Origin of the sequence: Planktosalinus lacus, from assembly GCF_014640155.1 — a bacterium.
Taxonomy (GTDB): domain Bacteria; phylum Bacteroidota; class Bacteroidia; order Flavobacteriales; family Flavobacteriaceae; genus Planktosalinus; species Planktosalinus lacus.
Genome location: NZ_BMGK01000009.1, coordinates 87,293 through 105,799 on the forward strand (window position 1 = coordinate 87,293; position 18,507 = coordinate 105,799).

The following is an 18,507-nucleotide window of genomic DNA, read 5'->3' on the forward strand; positions in this document are numbered from 1 at the left end:
ATTTCTTCAATAAAAGTTAATAATGAACGCTGCAGAGTTTTATAAAAGAATAAAGGAAAAATTTCCACATCAACCTACAAACATTCAAGATGTTGTTTTACAAAACCTGGCACAGTTTGTTCATTCACAAGATACTGACAGTCTATTTCTGTTGAAAGGCTATGCCGGAACCGGAAAAACCACCATCATCAGTACACTGGTTCAATCACTTTGGGAATTAAAGAAGAAAGCAGTTTTGATGGCCCCCACCGGGCGTGCAGCCAAAGTGATTAGCAATTATGCAAACAAAGAAGCTTTCACAATTCATAAAAAAATATATTATCCAAAGGCAGGTAAGGGAGGAAGTGTGAGCTTTACATTACAACAAAACAAACATCGTAACACGATTTTTATAGTTGATGAAGCTTCAATGATCTCAGACTCACCTTCAGATTCAAAATTATTTGAAAACGGCTCTTTGCTTGACGATTTGATGCAATATGTGTACAGTGGTTTTCAATGCAAATTGATATTGATAGGTGATACAGCACAACTTCCACCGGTAAAAATGGAGTTGAGCCCTGCACTGGATGAAAAAAACCTCACAAATTATTATCACAAAGATGTGATGGTATTTGAACTGGACGAAGTTGTAAGACAAAAAATAGAAAGTGGCATTCTTTACAATGCAACTCTTTTGAGAGAAGCTTTAGAATCTGGGTTTTACAACGATTTTAAATTTGATTTACAAGACTTTAAGGACATCATAAAACCCGCAGACGGATATGAGTTGATGGATGCAATAAATGACTCCTATTCAAACCTGGGAAAGGAAGAAACTGTCATTATATTACGTTCAAATAAGCGTGCAAATTTATTCAATGAAAATATTCGATCCCGTATTTTGTTTCAGGAAAATGAATTGGCTACCGGAGATTATCTTATGGTAGTAAAAAACAATTATTTTTGGTTAAAACCAACCAGTGAAGCCGGTTTTATAGCAAATGGTGATATTATTGAAATACTGGAAATTTTTGGGTTTAAAGATTTGTATGGTTTTAAGTTTGCTGAAGTTTTAGTGAGAATGGTAGATTATCCAAAAATGAAACCGTTTGAAACTGTATTACTTCTTGATACCATAAAGTCTGAATCACCTTCACTTTCTTATGAGGAATCAAACAAGCTTTATCAAGAGGTTATTAAAGATTATTCTGACATCAAATCAAAATATAAAAAGTTTTTAAGCGTAAAAGGCAATAAATATTTCAATGCGTTACAAGTAAAATTCTCTTACGCCATCACTTGTCATAAATCACAAGGCGGGCAGTGGAACACCGTTTTTATAGAACAACCTTATTTGCCTGAAGGTATTGACAAAGAATACCTTAGATGGCTTTATACTGCAGTCACACGCGCAAAAGAGAAGCTTTATTTAATAGGTTTTAAAGATGAGTTTTTCGAATAATTCAGTCTTCAATCTCTTCAACTTCGTTTACAGTTTCTTTATGGTTTTCAGGGTTTGGCTTTCCAATTAACTTGAGATAAAAATACCCCAGTAGTCCGGCGATTAATGAAGCTGTTAATATTCCCATTTTTGATTGTACATCATAGGTTTCATCTGTGAAAGCTAAATCTGTTATGAATAGCGACATGGTAAACCCGATTGCTGCTAAAAAACCAACGCCAAATACGTGTTTAAATTCTATTCCCTCAGGAAGTTTACAAATTTTTAAGACTACCATCAATTTTGTAAATAACAATACGCCAATTATTTTGCCAAAGAGTAAGCCAAAGATAACTCCAAGTGTTACCGGACTGGTGAAAAATTGAAAAGATTCAGCATCTAAAGTCACTCCAGCGTTTGCAAAGGCGAAAATTGGCAATATAATAAAACTTACAAACGGATGGAGTGCATGTTCAAGTCTTTGTAATGGAGGAGTAGCATCTTCTGCTAGCATTGAAAATTTTTCCATGGTAGAAGCCATTCTTTCATCGGCATCTTTTCTTCCCTTTAGTTGCATTCTCTGTCGCTTAATTTTTAGAGAGAGCAATCGCACTTTTCGTAAAAATAATGGAGTATTGATCTTTTTCAAAGTAGGAATTGTAAATGCCGCCAATACTGCGGCAATGGTAGCGTGAACCCCTGAAAGCAATATTGCAAGCCATAAACCGCCAATTCCCATAATGGCATAAAACAAGGTATTTCTTATGCCCATATAATTTGCAGTTAAAAGAATCAATAAGAAAAAGGCACCCAAAGCAAGGCTATTTACTGAAATATCTGAAGTATAAAAAAAGGCGATCACCATTACAGCTCCTAAATCATCTACAATGGCTATTGCAGTTAAAAAAACTTTCAGTGAAAGAGGTACTTTATCTCCTAATAAGTAGAGAATTCCTAATGCAAAGGCAATGTCAGTTGCCATTGGGATACCCCAACCAGAAACGGCTTCTGTTCCTTGATTAAGATAAAAAAAGATTAAAGCCGGAAATACCATGCCTCCAATTGCAGCAGCTACTGGAAGCATCGCTTTTTTAAAGCTTGCAAGTTCACCATGCATCAACTCTCGCTTTAGTTCTAACCCTACAAGAAAGAAAAACATAGACATTAGTCCGTCATTAATCCAATGCAGAAGATTTTTCTTAATTTGAAAATCTTCAAAGCCAATGTAAATATATTGTTTCCAAAAATTATGATATCCTTCAGCTAAAGGGGAGTTTGCAACAATCATTGCCAAAACCGCAGAAAAAACTAGCAGTATGCCAACAGATGTTTTCTTTTCTATAAAATTTTTGACGGGAAGTAGGATATAGAGGTCTAGGGTGGACTTTTTCATTTGAATCTAATTTCTATTACACAAAGTGAATGAGATACTCTTTTAACAGTGTAAAAGTACTATCACTATCTCATTTAGAGTATGATAAAAATCAGGTAAAACAAAAAGTTTATTCCTCTGATTTGAGTGACAACTCAAACCATCGTTCAGTTTTCACTTCAATTTTATTGATAATTTCCTGAAGTTCTTCAGATTTTTGATTGATTTCATCAACAGACCAATCAGCTTCTGCAAACTTTTTTTGCAACTCATCGCGTTGCACTTCAAGTTTTTTAATTTGCTGGTCTAAGTTATTAAATTCTTTTTGTTCATTGAAAGAAAGCTTTTTAGAGTTGCTATCTTTTTTCCATGATTTTTTTTCTGTAGGTTCTGATTTTTGTTCTCTTTTTTCAGTTTCTATACTAGATTCATACGTTCTGAAATCACTGTAATTACCCGGAAAATCATCAATGACTGCGTTACCTCTGAAAATAAAAAGATGATCTACAATCTTATCCATAAAGTAACGATCGTGAGAAACAACCAGCAAACATCCCGGAAAATCCAATAAAAATGACTCTAAAACATTTAATGTTACTATATCTAAATCGTTTGTAGGTTCATCAAGAATTAAAAAGTTTGGATTTTGAATTAAAACGGTACACAAATAAAGTCTTTTTCGCTCACCACCACTCAATTTTTCAACATAATCATATTGTTTTTTTCGATCAAACAAAAATCGCTCAAGAAGTTGTTGTGCAGAAATTTGTCGACCCTTTTTTAAGGGAATATAATCACCAAACTCTCTAATAACATCTATGACTTTTTGGCCTTGTTTTATTTTGATTCCTGCTTGGGTGTAATAACCAAACTGAATGGTTTCACCGGTAATGATTTTACCGCTGTCAGGTTGAAGGTTGCCGGTCAATAAATTTAAAAAGGTAGATTTTCCCGTGCCATTTTTTCCTATAACACCAATTCGTTCACCTTTTAAAAAATTATAATTAAACTTGTTAAGAATTTGAAAGTTATCAAAAGACTTTGAAACATTGTGGAATTCAACTATTTTACTTCCAAGCCGTTCCATGTTAATCTCGAGTTCTATCTGGTGATTTGATCTGCGTTTACCGGCTTTTTCTTTTATTTCTTGAAAATCCTGAATGCGGGATTTGCTTTTAGTAGTCCTTGCTTTTGGTTGACGTCGCATCCAATCAAGTTCTTTTTTAAATAATTGTTTGGCTTTTCCTGTTTCAGCCATTTCAGATTCAATACGGGCCTCTTTTTTTTCAAGGTAGTATGAGTAATTTCCTTTATAGCTGTATAGTTTACCATCTTCAAGTTCAACAATTTCATTACAAACACGCTCTAAAAAATAGCGGTCGTGTGTCACCATAAAAAGCGTGATGTTTTCTTTGGCAAAAAACTCTTCAAGCCACTCAATCATCTCAAGGTCAAGATGGTTTGTGGGTTCATCCAAAATCAATAAATCTGGTTTACTTAATAGTGCATTAGTGAGTGCAAGACGTTTTTTTTGACCTCCACTAAGGGTACTTACTTTTTGGTTGAGATCCTCAAGTTTTAATTTTGAAAGAATTTGTTTGTAAAGTGTTTCAAAATCCCATGCCTGATGTGCTTCCATTGCATCAAATGCAGTTTGGTAACTCTCTGTGTCCATCGGGTTTTTGAGCGCACTTTCATAGCGTTCAATAACTTTTAGTATTTCATTTTCCGAATCAAAAATTGTTTCTTCAACTGTTAGGTTTTTGTTTAGGTTTGGTTCCTGGGCTAGATAGGTTACTACAATATTTTTACGATAAATAACATTACCGGTATCAGGGGCGTCCTCACCGGCAAGGATTTTTAAAATTGACGTTTTGCCTGTACCGTTTTTGGCAACAAAACCAATTTTTTGGCCCTCATTAATTCCAAATGAAAGGTTTTCAAATAAAACCAGTTCACCAAAAGATTTCGAAATATTTTCAACTGATAAGTAGTTCACTTTTTAATTTTTATACAAAAGAAAGTAAAATTTAATGATTTTCAGTCAACAAAAATATAATGTATTTTTATTATTTCAAGGTAGTTTGTGATTCATGTCATTAAATTAAATATAAGTCGAAAAATTTCATATTTAAACTTGTTCACCTATATTTGTTTTGAACTTGACGCACTGAAAATGAATAAATCTTTATTGTATACTTGCCTGGCAATTTTGATATGTTGTTCTTCCTGTATTTCTTCCAAACAGTTAAAATATCTTCAGGAAAATGACAAAAAAAACGATTCGCTTATTACACTTTCAAAAAAGCAAGATCCATATCGTATACAAGTAAACGATTTATTGAGTATCAGGATTAAATCACTTGACCAAAGTGAGGTGGGAATGTTTAACCCGGTGGGAGATGAAAACCCCAATGCAACCGGAGAAGAAAGACTGTATTATGATGGTTTTTTGGTTGACCCACATGGTAAAATCAGAATGCCCACATTGGGAGAAGTAAACGTTTTAGGCTTTACAGTTGATGAAGTAAGGGAAAAGCTCGAAAAAGAATTACTTGAAAGTTATTTTAGGGAAGAAGCAAATATTTTTGTTACAGTTAAACTTGCAGGCATTAGATATACCATTGCCGGAGAAATTGGAAGTCCCGGTTCTAAAATCATATATAGAGATCAATTAACCATCATGGAAGCTATTGCTAATTCCGGTGATATAACACTCACCGGCGACAGAAAAGATGTTGTTATAGTGAGGCAATATCCCTATGGTCAACGAGTGCATCATATTGATTTAACAAGCATTGAGGCTGTTAATTCACCCTATTATCATGTAAAACCTAATGATTTGATATTAGTCAATCCTTTACCACAAAAATCATTTGGAACAGGAACAACAGCAATTCAATCCATCACAACAATTGCTTCTATCTTGAGTTTAGTTACTACTACCATAATCTTATTTAGCAGACTGTAAATTAATGAATGAAGAATTTGAAATAGACCAACTTCAAACCAATTTTGATTTTAAAGGCTTTTTAATGAAGCTATTGTCCTATTGGCCCTTGTTTTTAATTTCACTTGTTATTGGTTTTAGTATTGCATATTACATCAATGTGAGAAAACTACCTGTTTATCAAATGAGTAATATGATTTCTATCAAAGACGATCAAAACCCATTTTTTACAACCAACACAAGTTTGACATTTAATTGGGGAGGTACCACCGATAAGGTAAATACAGCTATGGTGACTTTAAAAACAAGGTCTCATAATGAAAAGGTGGTAGAACATCTTCAATATTACTTAAGTTATTTAATAGAAGGAGAGTACCAGTTTGAAAACGCATATGGTCAAACCCCTTTTAAGGTTGAAGTTGATACATCTAAATTTCAAATATTAAATAACTTGATCAAAATAAAGGTTGTTGATGAAGATAGCTATTTACTTTCTGCAACTTTTGAAGAGAGAAATTATCCCACACAAAACTATAGTACAAAAGAGAAAGGAACAATTGCAATGCCAGCTGAAGAATTTGAAAGAACTTTTCAGTTTGGACAAAAATTAGTTTTGCCTTTTTTTAGCGGAACAATAGTCAGATCTGAAAAAAAACTTCAGGTTGAAAAACCCTATTTTATTAAATTTCAAAATTTTGACGGAGTTGTTGCGCGATTTCGTAATATCAACATACAGCCAGAGTCTCAGGGTGCTTCTGTGTTGAATTTAAGATTAACCGGAAATAATAAAGCAGAGCTAGTAGATTATTTAAATGCTACAGTTCAAATTTTAGGAGAAGATGTATTGGAGCGTAAAAACCTTTTTGCCACAAGAACGATCCAGTTTATAGACAGTACATTAGCCATAAAATCAGGTGAGCTTTCTGAAGTTCAGAATGAGCTGGAAGCATTTAGAAATGCTTCTTCTGTTTATGATTTAAGTTCAGAAGGACAGGAAATAAGTAGTAAATTAACATTATTAGATTCAAGAAAAGCAGAAATAGAACAGCAAATTGATTATTACAATACACTTGAGGAATATTTAATTAGCAGAACAGACTATAGTAATGTTCCTGCACCCTCAGTTGCAGGTATAACGGAAGCTAGTATTGTAAGTGGTGTAAGTAGAATAGTAACATTAGCTGAAGAACGTAATAAATTACAATATTCATTTAGGGAAGGAGCTCCTGTTTTTGCAGATATTGATAGACAAATTAATGCAGTTAAGGCAGTTTTACTTGAAAACATAACTTCTTCAATGGCATTAAAAAATCGTGAAATCAGAGAAATAAACTCCGATATTTCAAAAGCTGAAAGTGAAATTAGAAGATTGCCTAAAGAGCAACAACAATTGTTGAGCATTCAAAGAAGGTATGATTTGAGTAATCAGGCTTATAATTTGTTTTTAGCAAAAAGAAGTGAAGCCGGTCTAGTGAAAGCGGCCAATGTTAGTGATGTCATGGTAATAGACCCTGCAAAAGATATTGGTGGAGGTCAGGTTGGACCAAACAACCAATTGAATTATATTATGGCGGCTGTTTTTGGAACGTTCATTCCATTTGTTTTTGTGTTTCTTATTGTCTTTTTTGACAATAAGATAAACACTACTCAAGAAATTGCAAGGTTATCACCAATCCCAATTTTAGGAGTTATTGGTAAAAGCCGAAAAAATGATAACCTGATTGTACTACATAATCCTAAGTCTGCCGTTGCAGAATCGTTTAGATCTATACGTTCCAGTCTTCAGTTTATGTATAAGAAACGAGGTATTGAAGGAACTAAAACTGTTTTGGTAACCTCTTCAGTGAGTGGAGAAGGAAAAACATTTTGTTCTATCAATATTGCTTCAGTTTTCGCTTTAAGCGAAAAAAAGACTGTTCTTTTGGGATTAGACTTACGTAAACCAAAGATTTTTGATGACTTTAATATAAAAAACAAATCAGGAGTAGTTAATTACTTGATTAATGATGCCAGTTTGGAAAGTATTGTTCAAAAAACTAAAATCGGGCATTTAGATATAATTACTTCAGGGCCAATTCCTCCAAATCCTTCAGAGTTAATTCTAAGTGACCGAATGAGTGAACTTATGGAAGAATTGTCAACTCAATATGATTATATTGTTATTGACTCACCTCCATTGGCATTGGTATCTGATGCCATGGAACTTGTGAAATTTGCTGATGCAACGATGTATGTAGTACGTCAAAATTACTCTAAAAAGGGAATGTTATCTATCATTAATGATAAATATAAAAACGGTGAAATTAAACATGTGAGTATTGTTTTAAATTACTTTCAACATAAAGCAAAATACGGTTACGGTTACGGTTACGGCTACGGATATGGCTATGGAAATTATAATCACGGCTATTATGAAAATAAATCCAAAACCGGACTCTTGAATAAAATCTTGAGACGTAAATAAGCTTTTTAAATTTATTATCACCTATTTTATTACCTAATGCTCTCCAAAAGGCAACAATTAATTAAAAGAACTTTTGATTTATCAATTGCTCTTGTAGGGTTATTAGTTTTATTAATTCCTTTATTTTTCTTAATTCTAATTGCTAGAATTGATACCGGTTTTTCAGGAGTTTTTTCACAAGAGCGTGTAGGAAAGGAAGGTCAAATTTTTAAAATGTATAAAATCAGAACCTTAAAAGGAACTAAAAACCATACTATTGAAGAGTTAGTTTTAGACCAAACAAAGTATGGAGGTTGGTTGCGAAAAACAAAATTAGATGAACTCCCACAACTCTTCAATGTATTAAAAGGTGATATGAGTTTGGTAGGACCAAGACCAGACATACCCGGATATGCTGACACTCTAGAAGGAGAGGGCCGAATTGTTTTGAAAGTAAAACCCGGGATAACAGGTCCCGCAACGATTAAGTACAAAGAGGAAACAAAATTGTTGTTGACAAAGGAAAATCCTCAAGCTTATAATGATGAAATAATTTGGCCAGACAAAGTAAAAATAAATAAAGCTTATGTGAAGAACTGGACTTTTTTTAACGATTTAAAATATATATTCAAATCAATAGTTTAATCTAAACCATAATTAAGAAGAATTTACAGAATGGAATCTAACATATATCACGATCAAAACTTGTCAAATTATTCTTTTTTAATCACTGGCGGTGCAGGTTTTATCGGTTCAAATTTGGTAGCTTATTTACTTAAACACGGTTCTAAAAAAGTAAGAGTTTTAGACAATTATGCGACAGGTTTTATAAATAATTTGAAGGAATTTGATAGTTTACCAAACTTTGAAATAATTGAAGGAGATATAAGAGATTTGGAAACCTGTAAAAAAGCAATGAATGGGATTGATTTTGTATCTCATCAAGCAGCTTTAGGCTCTGTTCCTCGCTCTATAAATGATCCAATTACTTCAAATGAAGTGAATATTTCAGGGTTTTTAAATATGCTGGTGGCTCAAAAAGAATCCAATTCTGTTAAACGTATGGTCTATGCAGCCTCAAGCTCTACTTATGGAGACAGCAAAATGCTTCCTAAAGTAGAAGATAATATTGGAAAACCACTTTCACCTTATGCAGTTACAAAATATGTTAATGAACTTTATGCCAGTGTGTTTCATAAAACATATGGAATAGAATTAATTGGTTTGCGTTACTTCAATGTTTTTGGTCCAAAACAAAGCCCAACAGGAGCTTATGCTGCAGTAATTCCTTTATTTATGCAGGCATTGAAAGATAAAAAATCTCCAACAATAAACGGTGACGGAGAGCAAACCCGCGACTTTACCTTCGTTGACAACGCAGTGCAAGCAAATATTAAAGCTCTATTTGCAGGCAAAGAAGCAGTTAATGAAGTATATAATGTAGCTTTTGGTGATCGTATAAGTTTAAATACTCTTTGGAGTGATTTAAACGAAATTTCAAATTCAAATGTTGAAGCAATATATGGCCCACCAAGAATTGGCGATGTGAGAGATTCACTTGCAGATATTTCAAAGGCTAGAAAGCTATTGGGGTATGATCCAAAATTTAGTGTTCATCAAGGTTTGCAAAATACCTGGGATTATTTTTTGAAAAAGTAAACAAACTTTAAAAATACTGAGATGAAAAATATATTAATAACAGGAGGTGCAGGGTTTATAGGTTCACATGTTGTTAGGCTCTTTGTGAATAAATATCCAGACTCTCATATTTTTAATTTAGATGCTCTCACTTATGCCGGTAATTTAGAAAACCTCAAAGATGTTGAGCAAGCACCAAATTATACATTTATTAAAGCAGATATCAACGATCCTGATGTTATTCAAAATCTTTTCGATACCCATCAATTTCAAAATGTTATTCATTTGGCAGCAGAATCACATGTAGATCGCTCGATTACAGACCCTTTGTCTTTTTTAAAAACCAATATTTTTGGAACTGTAAACTTATTGAATGCTTCCAAAGAATGCTGGAAATCAAATTATGAAGATCATTTGTTTTATCATATAAGCACAGATGAAGTCTATGGCACTTTGGGCACTTCAGGGTTATTTACTGAATCTACAGCTTATGATCCTAACTCACCTTATTCTGCATCAAAGGCCAGCTCAGATCACTTTGTAAGAGCATATGGTGAGACGTATGGTTTACCTTATGTGATTTCAAACTGCTCCAATAATTATGGACCCAATCAATTTCCCGAGAAATTGATACCACTGTTCATCAATAATATCATTGAAAGTAAACCATTACCTGTGTATGGTGATGGAAACTACACACGCGATTGGCTGTATGTAATTGATCATGCAAATGCAATTGATTTGACTTTTCAAAAGGGAAAAAGAGGAGAAACTTATAATGTTGGGGGCTTTAATGAATGGAAAAACATTGATCTGGTAAAATTACTATGTGATTTGATGGATGAGAAATTGAATAAAAAGCCCGGTAATTCTCAAAAATTAATTCGCTTTGTTAAAAACCGGCCGGGACATGATTTGCGGTATGCCATTGATGCATCAAAGATCAATTCAGAATTAGGGTGGAAACCCTCTGTCACGTTTGAAGAGGGCCTATCCAAAACAATCGACTGGTACCTTGAGAATAAAAACTGGCTTAAAAATGTTACAACAGGTGCCTATCAGGATTATTATAATAAACAATACAAAATAACCAACTAATGAAAGGAATAATTTTAGCAGGTGGGGCAGGCACCCGTTTACACCCACTTACACAGGTTGTATCAAAACAATTATTACCGGTTTATGATAAACCAATGATATACTATCCTCTTTCGGTATTATTATTGGCTGATATTAAAGAAATTTTAATTATTTCAACCCCTTTAGATTTACCAAATTTTCAGAAACTTTTTGGAGATGGTAGCCAGCTTGGTATATCAATTTCCTATGCAGAACAACCTTCCCCAGACGGTTTGGCTCAGGCATTTATCATTGGAGAAGAGTTTATTGGAAATGACGATGTTTGTTTAATCCTAGGAGACAATATATTTTATGGTGCAGGTTTTCAAAAGTTATTATCCGATGCTAAAAATCAGGCAATGAACGAGCAATTTGCTTCGGTATTTGGATATTATGTAGAAGATCCAGAGCGCTATGGAGTTGCATCTTTTGATAGTAATGGACAGGTTTTAAGTATAGAAGAAAAACCAAAAAATCCTAAAAGTAATTATGCTGTAGTAGGATTATATTTTTACCCAAATTCTGTAATAAATGTTGCCAAATTAGTTAAGCCATCAGACCGTGGCGAGCTTGAAATTACTTCTGTGAATGCACATTATTTAAATGAAAATAAATTAAAACTGCAAATTATGAGTAGGGGATATGCCTGGCTAGATACAGGAACCCACGAAGCTTTAACCGAAGCAACTGAATTCGTAAAAACCATAGAAAAACGCACAGGATTAAAAATAGGCTGTATTGAGGAAATAGCTTATCGAAAAGGATTGATTAATAATCAAGAATTACTTCATTTGGCCAATCCGCTCATAAAAAGTGGTTATGGACAATATTTAAAAAATCTTATAAAATAATAATAAGACATTTTAAATTCCGTTAATCTAAAAGTTTACCCCAAAACTAAAAAACTACTTATGTTCAAAAAGAATAGCATACTTATACTTTTTCTTATATCTTCATTTTCAATTTTAGCTCAAGAAAAAAAAATTAATAAAGCTTCAATTGAAATAGGTGCCGGTCTTCATGTTCCTTTTGCTCCCAATGACAAAATTAGTAGGAGTAATTATGTAAATTTTGGAAGCTTTGAAATTGGTTTAAGGTATATGTTTAATCAAAATTTTGGTGCAAAACTGAACTTCACTTATAATGGATTTAGGGATAAAAATGACAAAAATACCGGAATTAACAACAACACAATAGCCGTTGAAGGTTATTATAACGCAGGAAGATTGTTTTTGCCCTATTATATCTATAATAAAGCTACATTATTTTTTCACACAGGAGTTGGGTATACTCGCTCTTCTCCACTTGGAAAAAACGTAACTGAACAAACCGGAAACTTTAACTTTGGCTTTAGACCACAAGTTAAAATAAATGAATGGTTTTCTGTTTTTGCTGACGGGAATTACAATATTGTTTTTAAACAACATTACAGCTACTCTGGCGAGCTTTTATCACAAGACTATGAAGATCACAACGGAAGTTTTGCAACTTTAAATTTTGGAGTAATTATTAGTTTAGGAAAAAATAATAACCATGCTGATTGGCACTAAATTTCAAAACCTTTTTTCTAGATCAATGGCCCTGTTAAACCTTTTTTAAATATTAGTTTAAACTCCTTATATATGTTATTTTAGAGGAAAAAATAGCATGAGAGTTTTAATTACAGGAGCTACAGGACTCATTGGGAGTGAAATTGTAAAAAAGTGTTTGGAAAAAAATATCAGTGTTCATTACTTGACAACTTCACATTCAAAAATTGAAGAAAAGGAAAACTACAAAGGATTTTTTTGGGACCCCAAAAAAGGAGAAATTGATAGCAGTTGTTTACAAGATGTTGATACTATAATTCATTTGGCCGGAGCAACAATTTCAAAACGCTGGACTCCACAATATAAAACCGAAATCCTTGAAAGCAGAATACTTTCAGGAAACATTCTTTTTAATGCGATTCAAAAAAATAAGCAACAAATAAAACATTTCATATCTGCCAGCGGTGTAAATATTTACCCAAGTGATTTTAATAAAAATTACACAGAAGAAGCAAACAAAATTGACGAAACATTTCTAGGTAATGTTGTAACCAGTTGGGAAGAAATAGCTGATAAATTTTCTGTACTGGATATCAAAGTTTCAAAAATTAGAACTGGAATGGTGCTCAATCAAGAGGAAGGTGCTTTACCTGAAATTTTAAAACCCATCAAACTTGGGGCAGGGGCATCCCTGGCATCTGGTAAACAATGGCAATCCTGGATTCATATTGAAGATATTGCCAGACTGTATGTATATGTATTGGAAAATCAATTAGAAGGGGTTTTCAACGCTGTTGCTCCAAATCCTGTAACTAATAAAGAACTCACACATCTTGTTGCAAAGAAGTTAGATAAAACTATCTGGTTACCAAATGTACCAGCTTTTGCTTTGAAATTAATTTTAGGAGAAATGGCAACTTTAGTGACATCGAGTCAAAAAGTAAGTTCGCAAAAAATAGAAGATAAGGGTTATCAATTTAAGTTTCCAGATTTGGAAAGTGCTTTAAATGATTTACTATAAAAAAATCCCACAAAATGCGGGATTTTTTATTTTAATTTTAATTCAGATTAGCTCTTTGTTGCTTCTAAATAAACAGTAAGGCTAATGTCATCATAAATTACTTTGTCACCAATATTTGGAAACATTGACTTTGATCTAAAATTAATACCCCATTCGGTTCGGTCAATTGTAAAAGTTTCACTTTGTAAAACCATTTTGTCACCCTCCAACGAAATATTTACAGGGAATTTTATATTTTTAGTAGTTTCAAGCAGAGTTAAATTGCCTTCTAACCAGGTTTTTCCATCTGTTTCATTCATTCCAGTTACAACAAAATTTCCCGTAGGATATTCAGTGATGTTAAAAAAATCTCCTTTTTTATCTTCAACTGTACCTTTTAGATGAGCTTCAAGATTTTCTTTTCCATCTCCTTCTTCAAGGTCTGTAACTGTAATGGTGCTCATGTCAAGCGCAAATTCACCACCTTCAATTTCGTTTGAGTTGTTTAGATTGATATATCCTTTTGAAATGTGAAGATATCCGGTGTGGTTTCCGGTTAATTTGCTTGCTTCCCAATCAATTTTGGTAGCATCAGCGTCTGCATTGTAAGTTGTAACAGCTGCTTCAGATTCCATTTTTTCTTGAGCCTCACTTGTTTCAACTTTGTTTTCTTTTTCACCTTTACAAGAAAATGCAAAAATTGCAAATAACGAAAGGACTGATAGTTTTAAAATGTTGTTTTTCATGGTTTATGTTAATTATTTTGATTCAACACAAAAGTACAAGTATAGCTCTAAACTTATCTTAAAATCCTACTAATTTTTCAATGACATTTTGACACAAAACTACTTATGGCAGTACTTTTGTTATTAGATTGACGACAAAATTTCGAAACTTAAAAAAATGAGCAAAAAAGATACTTCCAAAAATGCAACAAAGTCAAGGCCAAAAGACAAAAAATTAAATGAATTTGAAGATAAAATTGATGGGTTAGAAAACAAAATCAACAAATTAGAGGTGGAATTAAATCTTGAAAAAGAAAAATTTCTAAGACTCTTTGCAGAATTTGAAAATTATAAAAGACGTACATCAAAAGAGCGTGTTGAACTATTTAAAACGGCAGGCCAAGAGGTTTTACTCTCAATGCTGCCTGTTATGGATGATTTTGACAGGGCATTGCTTGAACTTAAAAAAGCTGAAGATGACACTTTGTTTCAAGGGGTGACATTAATTCACAATAAACTAAAAGAGACATTAAAGTCAAAAGGCTTACAACAGTTTAACGTAAAGCAAGGCGATGCTTTTGATCCAGAAACTCATGAAGCTATCACCCAAATTCCTGCTCCCTCAGAGGATTTAAAAGGGAAAATTATTGATGTTATTGAAAAAGGTTATCAATTGGGAGATAAAATTATTCGCTATCCAAAAGTTGTGATAGGACAGTAAAAAAGCATTAAACTAGATTATGAAAGACGATTATTATGACATATTAGGCATTAGTAAAAATGCTGCTGCAGCCGAAATTAAAAAGGCATACCGAAAAAAAGCTATTGAGTTTCATCCTGACAAAAATCCGGGTGATGCCAAAGCTGAAGAAATGTTCAAAAAAGCAGCTGAAGCCTATGAAGTTTTAAGCGACCCTAACAAGAAAGCCCGTTATGATCAATATGGCCATCAAGCATTTGATGGCTCAGGAGGTTTTGGTGGTGGTGGTATGAATATGGATGATATATTTAGCCAGTTTGGAGATATTTTTGGTGGTGCTTTTGGAGGATCGGGAGGTGGATTTTCTGGATTTAGCGGTTTTGGTGGCGGAGGTCAGCGCCGAATGAAAGGAAGTAATTTAAGAATCAGGGTTGCTTTAACCTTAGAAGAAATAGCCAACGGAGTTGAAAAGAAAATAAAAGTAAAGAGAAAAAAACAAGCTCAGGGAACAACTTATAAAACCTGTTCAACCTGCCAGGGAAGCGGACAAGTAACCCGGATTACAAATACTATTTTGGGTAGAATGCAGACATCTTCACCATGTAATGTTTGCGGAGGGTCTGGTAAAACAATCGATTCAAAACCACCCAATGCAGATAAAGATGGAATGTTACTCACAGAAGAGACAGTGTCAATTAAAATCCCACCAGGAGTGGTAGATGGAATGCAGCTGAAAGTTTCAGGAAAAGGAAATGAAGCTCCCGGTAATGGTATTGCAGGTGACTTACTTGTTGCAATCGAGGAAAAACCACATCCAACACTCCAACGAGAGGGTGATAATTTACATTATGACCTTTACATTAGTTTTTCTGAAGCAGCTTTAGGAACTTCTAAAGAAATAGAAACAGTAACCGGAAAAGTGAGAATCAAAATTGATGAAGGTGTACAAAGCGGCAAAATCCTAAGACTAAGAAGTAAAGGAATCCCAAGCATAAATGGTTATGGAGCGGGTGACCTATTGGTGCACGTAAATGTTTGGACACCAAAAACTTTAACAAAAGAACAAAGAGAGTTTTTTGAGAAGATGGCCAGTGACCCAAATTTTAAACCAATGCCCGAATCTGACGACAAATCATTCTTTGAAAAAGTAAAAGATATGTTTTCTTAACAAGTTTGTATTTAATTAAATTTGTTATATTTGTTAATGGTTATTAATCAAATTAACCATATTTCTTTTTCATAGCAATTTTTTTTCCCATCCTATGTTCGTTTTTTTAAAAGATCCTAGGGTGGGTTTTGTTATTAAAATAACTTCCAATTTTTGTAACGTTGAAATAAACGTTGAGACTAATTTCTTAATAATTTAATTCATTTTTCATGAGTAATATATTAGTTGCTGACCAAGTCACTAAAAATTACGGAAAGTTTACTGCTTTAAATGCAATTTCAATTGAAGTTCCGGCTGGAAGTATATTTGGGCTTTTAGGACCCAATGGTGCAGGAAAAACTACCTTTATTCGTATTATCAATCAGATAACAATGCCCGATTCAGGCAAAGTTTTTCTTGATGGTGAAGCACTACAACCACACCACATTCAGCAAATTGGGTACCTCCCTGAAGAAAGAGGACTTTATAAATCAATGAAAGTGGGAGAGCAGACCTTATATCTGGCACAACTCAAAGGGCTTTCGAAAGCACAAGCTAAGGAAAGACTCAAGTATTGGTTTGATAGATTGAATATTGGAGATTGGTGGGATAAAAAAATTGAGGAACTTTCCAAAGGGATGGCTCAAAAAGTTCAGTTTATAGTAACAGTGCTTCATCAACCAAAACTATTGATTTTTGATGAACCTTTCAGTGGGTTTGATCCTGTTAATGCAAACTTAATTAAAGATGAAATCCTGGAACTTAGAAAACAAGGCGCTACCATCATTTTTTCAACTCATAGAATGGAATCTGTTGAGGAACTTTGTGATCACATCGCTTTGATTCATAATTCTAATAAAGTCCTTGACGGAAAAGTTTCAGACATTAAACGCACATACAAATCAAATACCTATGAGGTTGGTTTGATTTGCAATGATAAAGAAACACTTAAAACTGAACTTAGTGATAAGTTTGAAATAAGCACGGCCAATTTTAAAACACTTGAAGACGAACTAAAAATAAATATCAAGATAGATCAAAAATCTTCTCCAAATGAACTTTTAAACTTTTTGACTTCTAAAGCAGAAATAAATCATTTTGTGGAAGTAATTCCTAGTGTAAATGATATTTTTATCCAAACGGTATCAAAAAAATAATTTAATGAGAAATTTAAGTTTAATCATAAAAAGAGAATTCAACTCAAGAGTTCGTAATAAATCATTTGTTGTAATGACAATTTTGAGCCCGTTGATATTTGTTGGGATGATATTTTTAGTGGCTTATTTAAGTAGTTTAAACAATGAAGAAATCAGATCTGTAGCGGTTCTTGACAATAGTGGTTTCTTTGAAAATACTCTAGAAGATTCAGATAATATAATATTTAAAAAGTTAGAAGACATTGACTTAGATTCTGCTAAGATTATTAGTGAAGAGGGCGACTATCACGGTTTACTTTTTATTCCTGAATCTAATGACATATCAACTTTAGATCAAAATGTTGAGTTTTATGTAAAAGGTTCACCGAGCGTTTCTGTAGTTCAGTACATTGAAAAAAGCTTAAATGCCACTATCACCAACCTTAAGCTGGAGCGAGATGGCGTAGATTTATTAAAAATTGAAGCATCAAAATCATATGTTGATTTAAAAATTGAAAACTACAAAGGAGAACAAACTTCTAAAATGTCCAGTTGGATTAAAGCTATTTTTGGAGGAATCGCCGGTTATTTACTTATGATGTTTATCATTATTTATGGCAATATGGTGATGAGAAGTGTGATAGAAGAAAAAACTAACCGAATTATTGAAATAATCATTTCATCTGTAAAGCCATACCATTTGATGATGGGGAAAATTATGGGAACCTCTTTGGCCGGAATAACTCAATTTTTAATTTGGGTAGTTCTTGGAAGCATTTTGATGTTGGTTGCAACAACTGTTTTTGGCGTCAATATAGAACCCTCTTCAATGCCCAATCAGGAGATGATGGACACAGCCAACAACTCTGCAATGCAAGCCATTATTTATGACATTGCTCGACTTCCTATAGCAACACTCATTTTTTCTTTTTTGATTTACTTTATCGGTGGATACTTTTTATATAGTTCAATTTATGCAGCAATTGGAGCTGCAGTAGATAACGAAACTGACACACAACAGTTTATGCTGCCAATCATCATCCCACTAATGTTGGCGATGTATGTTGGTTTTTTTGCAGTTATTGAAAACCCCCATGGAACTATTGCTGTTATCTTTTCACATATACCCCTCACTTCACCCATTGTTATGTTAATGCGCATACCTTTTGGAGTACCTTGGTGGGAAATTTTGATTTCTATGTTACTCTTATTTGCTACATTTGCTTTTGTGGTTTGGTTTGCTGCGAAAATTTACAGGGTTGGAATTTTAATGTATGGTAAAAAGCCAACCTACAAAGAACTTTATAAATGGCTTAAATATTAGA

General features: G+C 33.3%; 16 protein-coding genes. 13 read left to right on the plus strand and 3 right to left on the minus strand.

Annotated features, from left to right (window positions below; translation table 11 throughout):
- Nucleotides 1-22 precede the first annotated feature (22 nt).
- A complete protein-coding gene (locus tag IEV69_RS11285; RefSeq protein WP_188442521.1) occupies nt 23-1,444 on the plus strand; it encodes an ATP-dependent DNA helicase in 1,422 nt (473 codons plus the stop codon).
- A gap of 1 nt (nt 1,445) precedes the next feature.
- On the opposite strand, the gene nhaA is transcribed toward IEV69_RS11285, so the two are convergent.
- Both nhaA and IEV69_RS11295 read right to left on the minus strand, forming a co-directional pair.
- Entirely contained in the window at nt 1,446-2,816 is a 1,371-nt protein-coding gene (gene nhaA, locus IEV69_RS11290) for a Na+/H+ antiporter NhaA (protein WP_188442523.1), read from the minus strand.
- 109 nt (nt 2,817-2,925) lie between these two features.
- Nucleotides 2,926-4,794, minus strand: coding sequence for an ABC-F family ATP-binding cassette domain-containing protein (locus IEV69_RS11295; RefSeq protein WP_188442526.1), 1,869 nt, complete (start codon nt 4,792-4,794; stop codon nt 2,926-2,928).
- Nucleotides 4,795-4,971: 177 nt separating this feature from the next.
- On the opposite strand from IEV69_RS11295, the gene IEV69_RS11300 reads away from it, so the two are divergent.
- The 8 genes from IEV69_RS11300 (at nt 4,972) to IEV69_RS11335 (ending at nt 13,495) form a co-directional block, all read left to right on the plus strand.
- Nucleotides 4,972-5,766 (plus strand): polysaccharide biosynthesis/export family protein, encoded by a 795-nt coding sequence (locus IEV69_RS11300; RefSeq protein ID WP_188442528.1) that lies wholly within the window; start codon nt 4,972-4,974, stop codon nt 5,764-5,766.
- 4 nt (nt 5,767-5,770) lie between these two features.
- Entirely contained in the window at nt 5,771-8,209 is a 2,439-nt protein-coding gene (locus tag IEV69_RS11305; RefSeq protein WP_188442530.1) for a polysaccharide biosynthesis tyrosine autokinase, read from the plus strand.
- A gap of 36 nt (nt 8,210-8,245) precedes the next feature.
- On the plus strand, nt 8,246-8,833 hold the full coding sequence (locus tag IEV69_RS11310; RefSeq protein ID WP_188442532.1) for a sugar transferase: 588 nt from the start codon (nt 8,246-8,248) through the stop codon (nt 8,831-8,833).
- Nucleotides 8,834-8,863: 30 nt separating this feature from the next.
- The gene (locus IEV69_RS11315) at nt 8,864-9,847 is read left to right on the plus strand and encodes an SDR family oxidoreductase (RefSeq protein WP_188442534.1); all 984 of its coding nucleotides are present in this window, start codon (nt 8,864-8,866) and stop codon (nt 9,845-9,847) included.
- Between the two features lie 21 nt (nt 9,848-9,868).
- Nucleotides 9,869-10,924, plus strand: coding sequence for a dTDP-glucose 4,6-dehydratase (gene rfbB / locus IEV69_RS11320; RefSeq protein ID WP_188442536.1), 1,056 nt, complete (start codon nt 9,869-9,871; stop codon nt 10,922-10,924).
- Nucleotides 10,924-11,796 carry a glucose-1-phosphate thymidylyltransferase RfbA gene (gene rfbA, locus IEV69_RS11325; RefSeq protein WP_188442538.1) on the plus strand — a complete coding sequence of 291 codons (873 nt, stop codon included), beginning with the start codon at nt 10,924-10,926 and terminating at the stop codon, nt 11,794-11,796. The genes rfbB and rfbA overlap by 1 nt, the downstream gene beginning before the upstream one ends.
- Before the next feature lie 60 nt (nt 11,797-11,856).
- Nucleotides 11,857-12,495: an outer membrane beta-barrel protein gene (locus tag IEV69_RS11330; protein WP_188442540.1), complete on the plus strand. Its 639-nt coding sequence runs from the start codon at nt 11,857-11,859 to the stop codon at nt 12,493-12,495.
- A gap of 97 nt (nt 12,496-12,592) precedes the next feature.
- Entirely contained in the window at nt 12,593-13,495 is a 903-nt protein-coding gene (locus IEV69_RS11335) for a TIGR01777 family oxidoreductase (RefSeq protein ID WP_188442542.1), read from the plus strand.
- Nucleotides 13,496-13,542: 47 nt separating this feature from the next.
- Here IEV69_RS11335 and IEV69_RS11340 read toward each other — a convergent pair whose 3' ends face one another.
- Complete coding sequence (locus IEV69_RS11340) at nt 13,543-14,220, minus strand: YceI family protein (protein ID WP_188442543.1); 678 nt, start codon at nt 14,218-14,220, stop codon at nt 13,543-13,545.
- 157 nt (nt 14,221-14,377) lie between these two features.
- Between IEV69_RS11340 and IEV69_RS11345 the strand changes: the two genes are divergently transcribed.
- From IEV69_RS11345 to IEV69_RS11360, 4 genes are all read left to right on the plus strand, one after another.
- Nucleotides 14,378-14,920 carry a nucleotide exchange factor GrpE gene (locus IEV69_RS11345; RefSeq protein WP_188442545.1) on the plus strand — a complete coding sequence of 181 codons (543 nt, stop codon included), beginning with the start codon at nt 14,378-14,380 and terminating at the stop codon, nt 14,918-14,920.
- Between the two features lie 19 nt (nt 14,921-14,939).
- Complete coding sequence (gene dnaJ / locus IEV69_RS11350) at nt 14,940-16,067, plus strand: molecular chaperone DnaJ (protein ID WP_188442547.1); 1,128 nt, start codon at nt 14,940-14,942, stop codon at nt 16,065-16,067.
- A 209-nt stretch (nt 16,068-16,276) separates the two neighbouring features.
- The gene (locus IEV69_RS11355) at nt 16,277-17,203 is read left to right on the plus strand and encodes an ABC transporter ATP-binding protein (RefSeq protein WP_188442549.1); all 927 of its coding nucleotides are present in this window, start codon (nt 16,277-16,279) and stop codon (nt 17,201-17,203) included.
- Between the two features lie 4 nt (nt 17,204-17,207).
- Nucleotides 17,208-18,506, plus strand: coding sequence for an ABC transporter permease (locus IEV69_RS11360; RefSeq protein WP_188442550.1), 1,299 nt, complete (start codon nt 17,208-17,210; stop codon nt 18,504-18,506).
- Nucleotide 18,507: the final 1 nt, after the last annotated feature.

Coding starts and splice junctions, on each gene's coding strand:
- IEV69_RS11285 (WP_188442521.1), top strand. CDS start 23: ATGAACGCTGCAGAGTTTTATAAAAGAATAAAGGAAAAATTTCCACAT.
- nhaA (WP_188442523.1), bottom strand. CDS start 2,816: ATGAAAAAGTCCACCCTAGACCTCTATATCCTACTTCCCGTCAAAAAT.
- IEV69_RS11300 (WP_188442528.1), top strand. CDS start 4,972: ATGAATAAATCTTTATTGTATACTTGCCTGGCAATTTTGATATGTTGT.
- IEV69_RS11305 (WP_188442530.1), top strand. CDS start 5,771: ATGAATGAAGAATTTGAAATAGACCAACTTCAAACCAATTTTGATTTT.
- IEV69_RS11310 (WP_188442532.1), top strand. CDS start 8,246: ATGCTCTCCAAAAGGCAACAATTAATTAAAAGAACTTTTGATTTATCA.
- IEV69_RS11315 (WP_188442534.1), top strand. CDS start 8,864: ATGGAATCTAACATATATCACGATCAAAACTTGTCAAATTATTCTTTT.
- rfbB (WP_188442536.1), top strand. CDS start 9,869: ATGAAAAATATATTAATAACAGGAGGTGCAGGGTTTATAGGTTCACAT.
- rfbA (WP_188442538.1), top strand. CDS start 10,924: ATGAAAGGAATAATTTTAGCAGGTGGGGCAGGCACCCGTTTACACCCA.
- IEV69_RS11330 (WP_188442540.1), top strand. CDS start 11,857: ATGTTCAAAAAGAATAGCATACTTATACTTTTTCTTATATCTTCATTT.
- IEV69_RS11335 (WP_188442542.1), top strand. CDS start 12,593: ATGAGAGTTTTAATTACAGGAGCTACAGGACTCATTGGGAGTGAAATT.
- IEV69_RS11340 (WP_188442543.1), bottom strand. CDS start 14,220: ATGAAAAACAACATTTTAAAACTATCAGTCCTTTCGTTATTTGCAATT.
- IEV69_RS11345 (WP_188442545.1), top strand. CDS start 14,378: ATGAGCAAAAAAGATACTTCCAAAAATGCAACAAAGTCAAGGCCAAAA.
- dnaJ (WP_188442547.1), top strand. CDS start 14,940: ATGAAAGACGATTATTATGACATATTAGGCATTAGTAAAAATGCTGCT.
- IEV69_RS11355 (WP_188442549.1), top strand. CDS start 16,277: ATGAGTAATATATTAGTTGCTGACCAAGTCACTAAAAATTACGGAAAG.
- IEV69_RS11360 (WP_188442550.1), top strand. CDS start 17,208: ATGAGAAATTTAAGTTTAATCATAAAAAGAGAATTCAACTCAAGAGTT.